Origin of the sequence: Sporolactobacillus mangiferae (assembly GCF_023336505.1) — a bacterium.
Lineage (GTDB): Bacteria > Bacillota > Bacilli > Bacillales > Sporolactobacillaceae > Sporolactobacillus > Sporolactobacillus mangiferae.
This window is the reverse complement of the sequence record NZ_JAMAST010000005.1, coordinates 100,821-113,324: the sequence shown is the minus strand read 5'-3', so window position 1 is coordinate 113,324 and position 12,504 is coordinate 100,821. Positions and strand designations below refer to the sequence as shown.

The window sequence follows — 12,504 nt, the reverse complement described above, 5'->3', positions numbered from 1 at the left end:
AAACAAGAGGATATCAGCATCATTACTTTATAATGATGGGACATCCTCCAGATCCAAAATAAGCACCCAGTGATCTGAAATTTTCTTTTTTTAGTGTGCCTTTATTTTCCATGCCTCATTGCAATAAATAGTCAAATAATCCTGCAATAAGGATAAAACCAGCAAAAATAATTGCAAGAACGCCATTAAAGTTAAAGCGTTTAAAATGTTCCCGCCAGCTTGCTTCGTTGACAAGCCTCGTTGCATCTGATCTTTTAAGAAGCAGCCCGGACACAACAAACAGCCCCAAAGCAGAAATAATAAGCAGACAGCGCTGATCCCATATCAAAAGCGCGTGAACGCTTCTTTTAGAACGAAGCAGGCCAAGACCTGTGAACACAAGCAGTGCTGAGAGACTGCAAATGATACTGATCCATGTTGCCTTTAAAAAATCATACAGATAATCAATGATTAAGCGCATGCAGATTCCCCCTATCACACCATTCACTCAACTTCTGAACCAATGTGGCGTGCCAGCGGATGAAGCAGCCAGCAGGCAGCTGTATGTCCCGCGCCGCAATCAAAATCCTCCGGGTGCGCTTCAACGCAAACATTCATACAGTGTGGGCATCTGGCTGCGAACGGGCAACCTTGCGGCGGATCAATCAGATCGGGCGGGTGCCCGCTGATTGAGTACAGCGGTCCCTTTGACGGATCGGTCAGCTTAGGAATGGCTCGAAGCAGAGCTTTTGTATAGGGATGTACCGGATGATAAAAAATTTCTTCGCTGGTTCCTTTTTCGACAACTTTTCCTGAATACATAATTAAAATTCTCGTTGCAATATTGGCGACAATCCCGAGATCATGTGTAATCAGAATAACGGACGTATTTTTTTCTCTCTGCAGAGAACGGATCATATCAAGAATCTGTGCCTGAATGGTCACATCAAGCGCTGTTGTCGGCTCATCAGCGATCAGTAATTTAGGATTGCATGCAAAAGCAATCGCAATCATAACACGCTGTCTCATGCCACCTGACAATTGATGTGGATAACTATTCATTTTCTGCTTCGCGTCAGGTATGCCTACCTGATGTAAAAGACTTTCCGCCCGCTCATTTGCCTCTTTTTTCTTGATATGTTCATGCACCGTAATATTTTCTGTAATCTGTTTTCCGATTTTCATCGTTGGATTCAGAGCTGCCAGCGCGTCCTGAAAAATAATTGACGCCTCGCCGCCCCGATAATGCGCCCATTTTTTTGCGTCAAAGGCGCGCATATCTTCTCCGCAGTATCGCAATTCACTTCCTGTCTTAATTTCACCAAACGGTGCTTTAATAAGGCCCATGATTGAACGGGCAGTGACCGATTTCCCGCATCCGGATTCGCCGACAATAGCCAGCGTTTCTCCATCGTGAACATCAAAGGACACACCACGTACAGACTGCACTTCGCCCGCATATGTATGATAGGATACATGCAGATTGCGTACTTCCAATAATTTTTTCAATTTCTGTCACTCCTCACTGACGCAGTCTCGGATCCAACGCATCTCTCAGTCCATCACCAAGCAGGTTGAAGGCAAGCACAAGCACGCAAAGAATCAATGCTGGAAACAGCAACTGGATCGGGAAAAAGTCCATTGTCTGCTGGCCGATTGAAATGAGGACACCAAGACTTGTATTCGGCGGCTGTAATCCGATGCCAAGGAAACTAAGGCCGGCTTCCGTAAAAATATAATCAGGAATACTGGTTGCAATCGTCAGCATCAGCAGGCCAAACGTATTGGGAATCAAATGTCTGAGAATAACCCAAAACGGTGATGCGCCTAATGCAACCGCAGCCAGCACGTATTCCGACTCACGGAGCTGCATGATCTGTCCGCGAATCAGGCGTGCCGTCCCGCACCAGGAGGTAATACTCATGGCAACCAGCAGCGCCGTCATCCCGTTTCCCAGTACCATCATCGTCAGGATTGTAATCAACAAAGTCGGCATTGACGTGATCAATTCGATTACGCGCATCATGACCTCATCGACCCATCCGCCGAAATGGGCCATGATCCCTCCGTACAGACAGCCGACTACCGTTTGAATCAGCGTGCAAACCAAAGCAACAATTACAGAAGCTCTTGCTCCGTACCACACACGGGTAAACAAATCTCTTCCCAGATTGTCCGTTCCGAACCAGTTTTCCGCTGACGGATTCATATTGGCTCTCTTCGGATTAATCGTTGAAAGATCATGCCCGCTGATTATGGGCCCGATCACGGAAAGAGTCAGAATGATCATCAGTGCAGCAAGAGACAGTACCGCTGTAGGATTCTTTCTGATTCTGCGCCAGACATCCTTCCAATACGTCACAGAGTGTCCCGCCAGCTGGTCAGGGTCAAGTCTCCGTCCCCTGTACTTTTTAAAGCTAATATTCGTTAACTCCATAACAGCCGGTTTACCTCCTTCCGCCCTGAATACTGATTCGCGGATCTACAACTGTATACAGAATATCCGTTATAAAAATGACAACGATATAGATAATCGATAAGATGACCGTTTGTCCCATGATTAGCGGTAAGTCTCTTTCGTTCACTGACAGGACATAATACATGCCAACACCTGGAATCGAGAAGATACGTTCAATAAAAAAAGAACCGGTAATACACATGGCGATGCTCATCGGTAAATTGGTAATCACCGGGATCAGTGAATTGCGCAGGACATGCTTTAAAACAATGTGCATTTTTGAAAGGCCTTTCGATTCGGCGGTTAGAATGTATTCCTGATTGACCACATCCAGCATCGACGTTTTTAAGAGTCTAGAATAAGCGGCAATATAGGAAAAACAGCCGGCCAGTGTCGGAAGAATTGTATATTGCCAGCCACCCGTCCACAGATCTTTTCCTTTTGGCCAGCCAATCACTGGAAACCAGCCAAGTTCCCCGGCAAATATCTTTTGGAGCAGCAGACCGAAAATCAGATGGGGAATGGAAATAAATAAAATGGCCAGTGTGATAATACCGTAATCAAGCCATGTATTTTTTTTCATTGCTGCGATGATGCCAAGTATCATGCCAATTCCGATTCCGAGCACCATCTGCTGAATACCTAACCGAGCTGATGCAGGCAATTTCTCTTGCAGGATACTTTGAACCGTTTGTCCGGGGTAGACAATGGATTCCCCAAAGTTACCAACCGCAAGCCCTCTCATCGTAATGACATAGCGTTCAAGCAATGGTTTGTTCAAACCATATTTTTCATATAAATTCTGCCTGATCTGCGGCGGCAGCTTCTCTACCCGTTCCGTAAGTGGATCACCGGGAACTGCTGCGAGCAGAAAAAAAGTCGCCGTTGCAATAATAAACAGAGTTAAAATCATTTCAGCAAACCGACGAATCGAATAGCTTAACATAAACGTAGCCCCTATTTCTAAGATTAATAAATACAGAAAAAGAGAACATGGTTATTCACATGCCTCTCTCCCTGAAATACGGTGAATAGATGATCATTCATCCGAATTATTGTTTTCCGGAAATATAAGTACGACTGAAGTCGATCGGCGTCCCAAACAGCGGGAAACTGATATTCTTAACGTAGTTCTGAACAAAGTATTGAGAATCTCCGTAATAAATCGGCGCCACACCTGCATCTTCAGCAATCAGCTGTTTTTCCAGTGCCGCATATATTTTCTCACGCTGTGCATCATCAGTTACACCATCAAGCGATTGATAGAGCTGATCATATTTTTTGCTTGAATAGTAGCCAAAGAACTTCGAGAAACCATTATTTGTCGTCCACATGTCAACGAATGTGCTTGGATCATTGTAATCGCCAAACCATCCATTAAGAAGCAGGTCATACTTATTGGCATTCCGATCTGCGACAAACAATTTCGACTCAAGTATATTCAACTTAACCTTAATGCCCAGATTCTTTTCCCATTCCTGCTGGTAATATTCCTGTTCTGATTTGGAGAGTGCGTCTGTACCGGTTGTGATCAAGGTCAGAGTGACATCACCCAGCTTTTTATTCACGCCTAATTCCTTTAAACCTTCTTTAAACAATCTCTGAAGTTCACTTTTGTTCCCATTATATTTGTCATACAGAGGTTTCAGTGGCTGAGCCACATCATCACGATAATCTTTATCGCCTACTTGAATTCCGTTTGGAATCAGGCCATATGCCGGGCGGTATCGGCCAAAAACCAGTTTGACAAGATCCTGACGGTTAATGGCAAGAGACAGGGCCTGACGAATTTTTGCGTTTTTCAGCAGTCCGGAAGTTCCGCCTGTTTTTTGATTAAACACGATATAACTGGTCAGCGGTGTGTTGCCATGAATGTATTGAATTTTTCCCTGCTTTGCTTCTGCAGCCCATTTTTTAATATATTGCTGGGTACCTGCGATCACGTCTGTCTGCTTCGATTGAAAAAGAGAGGCCTGCGTGGATGTCTCTTCAACGGTTTTGAAATTCACGGTTTTCAGATGAACGTTTTTTGCATCCCAGTATTTCGGATTTTTTTTCAGGACAAGACTATTGTCTTTAACCCAGCTCTTAATGATAAACGGCCCGCTGAAAACCTGAGCTTTATAATCCGTTGCATAGGTTTCGCCACCTTTTTTGATCACATCAAGCCTGATCGGAAAAAGCGCAACGAAGCCGAATTTTTTATTGAATTGCGGCGTTGGTTTTTCCAGAGTAATCTGAAGTGTGTTATCATCAAGTGCCTTTACCCCGACATCACCAGCTTTTGCCTTCCCCGCATTGTACTTCTCGGCATTTTTGATATCGTAAGCAAAAAATGCATAGGCAAAGGCTTTCTTTGGATCAAGAAGCCGAATCACAGAATCTACATAATTCTGTGCGGTCACCTTTTTCCCATCCGACCATTTGTAATCTCTCAGCTTGAACGTGTAAACTTTGCCGTTATCCGTAATTTTCCAGCTTTTTGCACCAGCGGGTTCAATTTTTTCTTTCCCGTTTTTATCAGTATACGTCCGTACCAGTCCTTCCTGAACCTGAGTCAGAAGCTGAAATTCACTTGAATTACGAACGTCATTTACATCAAGTGTGGTTGGCGATTCAAAAAATAAATTGAGCGTCTGGTCCTTATCTAGTTTCTGTTCCCCTGATTTTTGTGATGATTCGCTTGATCCGCATGCGCTTAGTACTAGTGAAATAATCAGCAATACCGTACATACAGATGCAGTTAATCTTTTAGCGTGCATCTCGTTTCCCCCCGTTTTTATCATTTATAAATCCCAGGTTGCAGAAAGCGTCCTGGATGTTTAGAACGACTTCGCGATGAACCGCCACCCTCCTTTAGCTTTTCTGCACAGAAAAAGCTGCTTTTCTCAGTAAGAAAAGCAGCCTGCATACGCATACCGTTTTTCTTATCTGTCAGACAGTGAAATCCGTCTGCTGGAATTGACACCTTTGCACTCAGGCCGGTTGTCGGGCTTCATTGGGCCAGTCCCTCCGCCACTCTTGATAAGAAATATTAAGCTAGAAACAGTTTATCATCATTATTCCTACCTGTAAACATGTATTTATTAGAAAAACCGGGCAAAAAGCGCCCGGTCCTTACTTCCGCAGGATGCGGTGGCTTCCGCGTTGTGTACAGGATGTGCACGCCTTTAGTGGAAGTTCCTTTTACGCTGTAATCGAACTGGGTTCGTGTCTTTACAGTACTGAATCGACGCTTCAGTTGCTCGCTTGCCGCGGGCGATCCGGAAGCCTCCTCAGGCAGACAAATTCCTGCGGGGTCTTCCCTGGCTCGCTGATCCCGCAGGCGTCTCGCACTCCGCTTTGATTCTCGATAAGACACTGGTTTATTGGTTTTCATATGGGTCAAAATGATATACTTTCTTATCTTGTTTAGAAAACCTGGCTTCGCCAAGCCTTTGACACGGGCGAAACCGCCGTCGCGACGGCCATGGACGGCCTAGTGTCCGATAAGCCGCAGGACGCGGCGTTTTTTCGGACCACTTATACTATTTTCTTTAACATTTATATAATAGAACAAAAGAAACGCTGATTATCCATTCTGTAAAACATGGGTATTCTAAGCAGCAGCTTCCACGTTTCATTCTTTTTTTGAATGAAACAATTCTTCTCTGTACACTTTAATCAAGGATACGAAATCATGACAGCCACGTTTTGTCAAAGGCATTTTTTTCTAGATAATACTGTATAATAAATGTGTTGCCATTTTTTGATGGGCGGTTTTGACGGCCCTTCGAAAAAATAAGAAACGAGGAGGTTCGTTAATGGAAACACGTACGCAAAAAAAAGTAATCCATGGATTTCGCCTGCTCCAAACCGACAAAGTTCAGGATATTCATTCAGAAGCATACGTATTCGAGCATGAAAAAAGCGGTGCTCGGCTGCTGTTTCTGAAAAACGATGATGACAATAAAGTTTTCTCGATCAGTTTCCGTACGCCTCCGGAAAATAATACCGGCGTTTTTCACATTCTTGAGCACTCCGTTCTATGCGGTTCCGACAAATATCCGGTCAAGGAACCGTTTGTTGAATTGCTCAAAGGTTCACTGAATACATTTTTAAATGCATTCACGTTCAGTGATAAAACGATGTATCCGGTTGCCAGCAAAAATGACAAAGATTTTCAAAACCTGATGGATGTTTATCTGGACGCCGTCTTCCATCCAAACATTTACAAATACAAAGAAATTCTGCAGCAGGAAGGCTGGCATTACGAGCTGGAAAATGCCGATGATCCGATTAACTATAAGGGCGTCGTATACAATGAGATGAAAGGGGCTTTTTCTTCCCCTGAAGGGCTTCTGATGCGTGCAAATCAGAATTCACTGTTTCCGGATACAAGCTATGGCTACGAATCCGGCGGTGATCCTCTCTATATCCCCGATCTCACATACGATTATTTTCTTGAATGCCATAAAAAGTATTACAGCCCGGCAAACAGCTACATTTATCTTTACGGCAATCTGAACATTGAGGATCAGCTTGCTTATCTCGACCAGGCATATCTGAGTAACTATGAGCGTATAAACGTCGATTCACGTATCGCCATTCAAAAGCCGATCGGCAAAATCAATGAAGTGATCAGACAATATCCGGTACTCCCTGACTCGGAACTGAAGGACAAAACCTATCTGAGCATGAACTTTGCCGTATCCACCTCCACGAACCCGGAAACCTATCTGGCTTTTGATATTCTTGATTATCTGCTTCTCGACAATCCGGCGGCGCCGCTGAAAAAAGCCATACTCGACGCAGGCATCGGTCAGGATGTGTTCGGTTCATATGACAACAGTATTTTGCAGCCGTTTTTTTCCATCAACGTGAAAAACGCGAATGAAGATCAGAAAGAAGCCTTAAAAAAAGTTGTTTTCGATACGTTGCGCGCGTTTGTTAACGACGGACTGGATAAAAAACAGATTGAAGCCGCGATCACTGTCAAAGAATTTCAGCTGCGCGAAGCCGACTACGGATCCATGCCTAAAGGATTGATCTACAGCATTATGGCCATGGACAGCTGGCTCTACGATGAGAATCCGCTGCTGCATCTGAAATTTGAGACCACGTTAACAAAAATAAAACAGGCACTGGCGACTGATTACTTCGAAAAACTCATTGATCGCTATCTTCTAAACAGCAATCATCAGACCTTCGTGACCATCGCGCCGTCTCGGACAATCGCCGAAAAAGAAGCGAAACAGGTTGAAGCCAGGCTTGCAGATGTGAAGAAGCAGCTGAATGCAGATGGAATCAGCAAGGTGATCGAAGAAACCCGGAAATTAAAAGAGCGACAGGCATCGGCTGACAACCCGGAAGATCTGCGGAAAATTCCAATGCTTTCACTGTCTGACGTGGCGCGTAAGGCAGAAGAACTTCCACTTAAGGAAACAGAGATTGATGGTGTGAAAACGCTCTATCATGATTTGGAGACAAATAAAATTGCCTATGTCAGCCTGTATTTCGATGCGTCTTCTGTATCTGCTGATAAGCTTCCGTATCTGTCGCTTCTTCAGGAGATACTTGGAAGAGTTGACACGGAAAACTATGCGTATTCAGATCTTGTTAATGAGATCAATATACAGACCGGCGGCATTGGATTTGATAATCAGACCTTCAGTGATAAATCCGATGATGATGCCTACGCGCCGAAATTTTCGGTAAAGACCAAAGTTCTCCAAGATAAACTAGCTCAGGCATTCGCGCTTATTCATGAGATCCTCTATCACAGCAAGTTTGACAATGCATCGCGTATCCGGGAAATCATCAAGGAAGTAAGGTCCCGGGTTGAAATGTCCTTTAACCAAAACGGACAATCGGTTGTCGTCCGCCGGCTCGGCTCTTATTTTTCCAATGCGGCTGCATACGGAGAACAGCTGCGCGGTCTTGATTTTTACCGTTTTCTGACTGACTTGGATAAAAACTGGGATGCACGCTTTGCCGTATTCGCCGAATCACTGTCCGATTTAACGACACAGTTGTTCAATAAAAAGGCACTGATCGCCAGCGTTACCGGAAATACTGAGATTCTGACTGCCGTTCAGCGGCATTTCAGCACGCTGAAACTTCAGGAGCAGACTGTTTTTGATCGTGGTACGGCAGTCCTGCCGGCTCCGGAAGCAAGGAATGAAGGCCTGATGACCTCAAGCAAAGTGCAGTATGCGGCAAAAGGAGCCAATTTTAAATCGCTTGGCTATGCCTATACCGGGAAACTTCAGGTACTGAAGAAGGTGCTGACACTGGATTATTTATGGAATAAAGTCCGTGTGATGGGCGGTGCATACGGGTGCGGCATTGCGCTCGAGTCGGCGGGCAACCTGATTTTCTGGTCGTACCGCGATCCGAACTTGAAGGAAACTCTGACGATTTATGATGGTGCCGCCACTTTCGCCGAATCATTCAACGCGGATGATTTTGAAATGACCAAATACATTATCGGCACTCTGGCCGATCTTGACACACCGCTTACCCCGCGCGGGAAAGGGAGCATGGCTGATGCCCAATATTTCAAGCACATCACACAGGCAGATGTCCAGGAAACACGTGATCACGTACTGGATACAGCACTTGCGGATATCAAAGCTTTTGCCAAACTTTTAAAATCCGTCACTGATCAGGGCTTGGTATGTGTGCTTGGAAATGAAAGTAAAATTCAGGAGAACAAAGATCTGTTTAAAACATGTGTACACGTATTCGACTGATCTTTTACACAATGAAGCAAATCCATAGTCAAAAGACTGTGCGCGTTAATGCCGCACAGTTTTTTTTATACTCTTGAAAGTATATAAAATTTAAGGAAAATAGTATAAGTGCGACGGCAGCTTCGCCCGTGTCAAGGCTTGGCAAAGCCAAGTTTTCTAATGCGGCTGAATGCCGCTGATTTAACGTATTCGTTGCGAATCTGGCATTTATTCTTCACAAAACTAATGATATAAGTTATAATACTAATATAATTAGTTTACGGAGGAATGGCTCATGCGTTTATTGCAGTTCGACCGCTTTTATCAACTGACTTTTTTCCCGAACCTGTTTCCCGTTAACTGCTACCTGGTTGAGAACGAAGGGGCGCTGACGTTGATTGACTGCGCTCTCCCTTTCAGCGCACGTGCGATCACGCAGGCTGCCAGTCAAATTGGCAAACCGATTACCCGTATTGTTCTGACGCATGCACATGACGACCATGTCGGCGCGCTTGATTCACTGGCAAAAGAAATGAAAAACGTTACTGTGTCCGTGTCCAAACGCGATGCACGGCTTTTGGCCGGGAAGACAGATCTTGATCCTGATGAACATCAGACACCGATTCGCGGCGGCATTCCTAAAAATATTCAGATCGTTCCGGAGCACCTGGTTCAGAATGGTGATCGGATCGGAGACCTTCTTGTCGTTGCGTCTCCCGGACATACCCCTGGTCACATAGCTCTTTTCGACCAAAAAAACGGGGCTCTGTTTGCCGGAGACGCCTTTCAGACACGAGCCGGCATTGCCGTGGGCGGTCAGCTGCGCCTGCTGTTTCCTTTTCCCGCGCTGGCCACCTGGAGTAAAGAGACTGCCTGCCAAAGTGCAAAAAGACTGCTCGACTTAAAACCAGCTTATCTGGCAGTCGGCCACGGACGTGTGTTCAAAAATCCTGCACAGCAAATGGCACAGGCCATTACAAAAGCTGAGCAAAAAATGGGGGCATCCTGACCATGCGGCAGGGACTTACAAAACAGCAAATTGTCGCACAGGCCGCCAGACTGGTTGAGGAAAAGGGGCTGGAAAAGCTGACACTTGCCTCGCTCGCTGAACGGCTGCAAATTAAAACACCGTCACTTTATAATCACATTAAAAATCTGTCAGACTTGAAAATCAGAATCGCCAATTATGGACTGGAGTTACTGGCGGAGCGGCTGATCCATGCCGCGCTGGGAAAAGCACGGGATGATGCGCTCTTTGCGGTTGCCGAAGCCTATTTTGATTTCACCAAGGTGCATCCTCATTTATACGTTGCCATCATCTATGCGTCTGACCCGTTAGATGCCACATTTACTGAAATTTCTGATCGTGTGCTCGCTGCGCTGTTTCAGATTCTGGAAGGCTATGCCCTGAGCGGTGCCGAACGCGTCCATGCTATTCGCGGACTGCGCAGCATTATTCACGGTTTTGTCAGCCTGCAGATGCACCATGGATTTAACATGGACTATGATCGTGAGCAATCATTGAAATGGATTCTTGCCACTTATCTTGAAGGACTAAACATGAAGCATAAACAAAAATAAAGCGCCCCATGCAGAGGCGCTTGTTTGTTTTTTTACATCGCGCGAAGCCGTTCAATTCGGCTTTCAATAGGCGGATGCGTTGCAAACCAGTTGGTTTTCCTGCGTTTCCTGCCAAAGGGACTGGAAATATACATCGATGCTGTCGCATCTTTGACATGTTTCATTCCCTGCGGATCACTGCTGATCTTGGTCAGTGCCTGAATCAGGCCCTGGGGATCGCGGGTTAACTCAACAGCCGAAGCATCTGCCAGATATTCACGATTGCGCGATACGGCGAGCTGGACAAACTGCGCGACAAGCGGAGCCAGAATAATCAATACAAGCGCAATGATCATGAAAATCGGATTCGATTTTTCGTTGCCACGCTTACTGCTTCGCCCGCCGCCCCAGAAAAACATACGCTGACCGATATCGGCAATGACAACGATGACACCGACCAGCGCAATGCAAAGCGTCATTAAACGAATATCATAATTGCGGATGTGTGAAAATTCATGCGCCGCGACCGCGGCAATCTCCTCTCGGTTGAGACGTTTGAGCAAGCCGCTCGTAAAAGCGATCACGCTGGACTCCGGCTTCATGCCGGTCGCGAACGCGTTCGGCGACGGATCATCGACAATGTAAATTTTCGGCATCGGGACATTGGCAGCGAGCGCGAGTTCCTCGACCACGTTAAACACCATCGGATGGTCGCTTTTCTGTATTTCGCGGGCACCCGCCATGCTCAGAACCTGCGCACGCGCACTGGCAAATGTGATCGGCACATAAAAGGCAAGCACAACCGCGGCGATGATAGGCCCCGTGATCATGTCGCCATTCAGAAAATAGCCGACCGCCCAGCCGATTGCCAGAACAAGCAGGCAGAAAAAGCTGAGCAATACAAGCGTTTTTCGTTTATTTTGCTGAATTTGCTGATACAGCATACCTTGGCCCCTCCGTTAAAATTCAACCTTAGGTACGTCACGCTCAGCCTCAGGAATGGAAAGCAATTCTTCGCGCTGAAAATTGAAAAGGTTCGCAATGATGTTCGATGGGAAAGATTCACGTTTGATGTTGTAGTCCTTCACTGTTTTGTTATACAGCTGGCGCGAATAAGCTACTTTATTTTCAGTCGTTGCCAGCTCCTCCTGCAAATTGAGAAAGTTCTGGTTCGCCTTCAGATCCGGGTAAGATTCCGCTAAAGCAAAAATTGATTTCAGCGCACCCTCGATCTGATTATCCGCCTCGATGCGTTGCTGCGGTGTCCCGCTGATCAAACCGTTGCGCGCGGCAATAACCTGATTCAATGTCTCCTTTTCGTGTTTGGCATATCCTTTGACTGTCTCCACGAGATTGGGGATCAGATCATGGCGCCTTTTCAGCTGAACGTCAATCTGGCTGAACGACTCCTGCACCCAATTGCGCAGCTTAACCAACCCGTTGTATTGCGCGATAAAATAAAGCACAATAATGGCTGCAACGGCAATAATAATCCATGTCACCATATCATTCAGCTCCTTTGCTTCATACTCACTCAAGTATATCATTTGATTGCGTCCCGCGGTTGATGCATCGACATGTTGATCGCGTATGAGAAAATTCAGCCGAACCACGGAACTTCAACCGAACTACGGATAAGTTACCCCGAACTCCGCAGATGTTCAAACGAACTATGGATAAGTTACCCCGAACTCCGCAAAAATTCAACCGAACTATGGATAAGTTACCCCGAACTCCGCAAAAATTCAACCGAACTATGGATAAGTTACGCCGAACCGCGGAACTTCAACCGAA

General features: G+C 45.7%; 10 protein-coding genes and 1 riboswitch. Of the genes, 3 read left to right on the top strand and 7 right to left on the bottom strand.

All coding sequences use genetic code 11. The features are described from left to right. Positions 1-115: 115 nt before the first annotated feature. The 5 genes from M3N64_RS07025 to M3N64_RS07005 all read right to left on the bottom strand — a co-directional run bounded on the left by M3N64_RS07025 (position 116) and on the right by M3N64_RS07005 (position 5,199). Positions 116-460 (bottom strand): hypothetical protein, encoded by a 345-nt coding sequence (locus M3N64_RS07025; RefSeq protein ID WP_249100203.1) that lies wholly within the window; start codon positions 458-460, stop codon positions 116-118. A 23-nt stretch (positions 461-483) separates the two neighbouring features. After that, on the bottom strand, positions 484-1,488 hold the full coding sequence (locus M3N64_RS07020) for an ABC transporter ATP-binding protein (RefSeq protein WP_249100200.1): 1,005 nt from the start codon (positions 1,486-1,488) through the stop codon (positions 484-486). Between the two features lie 13 nt (positions 1,489-1,501). Beyond that, positions 1,502-2,416, bottom strand: a complete 915-nt coding sequence (locus tag M3N64_RS07015) for an ABC transporter permease (protein ID WP_249100197.1) — start codon at positions 2,414-2,416, stop codon at positions 1,502-1,504. A gap of 10 nt (positions 2,417-2,426) precedes the next feature. Continuing rightward, positions 2,427-3,383 carry an ABC transporter permease gene (locus M3N64_RS07010; protein WP_249100194.1) on the bottom strand — a complete coding sequence of 319 codons (957 nt, stop codon included), beginning with the start codon at positions 3,381-3,383 and terminating at the stop codon, positions 2,427-2,429. 106 nt (positions 3,384-3,489) lie between these two features. Then, on the bottom strand, positions 3,490-5,199 hold the full coding sequence (locus M3N64_RS07005) for a peptide ABC transporter substrate-binding protein (RefSeq protein WP_249100192.1): 1,710 nt from the start codon (positions 5,197-5,199) through the stop codon (positions 3,490-3,492). 162 nt (positions 5,200-5,361) lie between these two features. Then, positions 5,362-5,468: riboswitch (SAM riboswitch) on the bottom strand. Positions 5,469-6,240: 772 nt separating this feature from the next. Between M3N64_RS07005 and M3N64_RS07000 the strand changes: the two genes are divergently transcribed. The 3 genes from M3N64_RS07000 (at position 6,241) to M3N64_RS06990 (ending at position 10,731) form a co-directional block, all read left to right on the top strand. Continuing rightward, complete coding sequence (locus M3N64_RS07000; RefSeq protein ID WP_249100189.1) at positions 6,241-9,171, top strand: insulinase family protein; 2,931 nt, start codon at positions 6,241-6,243, stop codon at positions 9,169-9,171. 274 nt (positions 9,172-9,445) lie between these two features. Beyond that, positions 9,446-10,159 (top strand): MBL fold metallo-hydrolase, encoded by a 714-nt coding sequence (locus tag M3N64_RS06995; RefSeq protein WP_249100185.1) that lies wholly within the window; start codon positions 9,446-9,448, stop codon positions 10,157-10,159. A 2-nt stretch (positions 10,160-10,161) separates the two neighbouring features. Beyond that, entirely contained in the window at positions 10,162-10,731 is a 570-nt protein-coding gene (locus tag M3N64_RS06990; protein WP_249100182.1) for a TetR/AcrR family transcriptional regulator, read from the top strand. 32 nt (positions 10,732-10,763) lie between these two features. Here the strand turns inward: M3N64_RS06990 and htpX are convergent, their stop codons facing one another. Then, positions 10,764-11,654: a zinc metalloprotease HtpX gene (gene htpX / locus M3N64_RS06985; RefSeq protein WP_249100179.1), complete on the bottom strand. Its 891-nt coding sequence runs from the start codon at positions 11,652-11,654 to the stop codon at positions 10,764-10,766. A gap of 15 nt (positions 11,655-11,669) precedes the next feature. Then, on the bottom strand, positions 11,670-12,215 hold the full coding sequence (locus tag M3N64_RS06980; RefSeq protein WP_249100176.1) for a LemA family protein: 546 nt from the start codon (positions 12,213-12,215) through the stop codon (positions 11,670-11,672). Positions 12,216-12,504 lie beyond the last annotated feature (289 nt).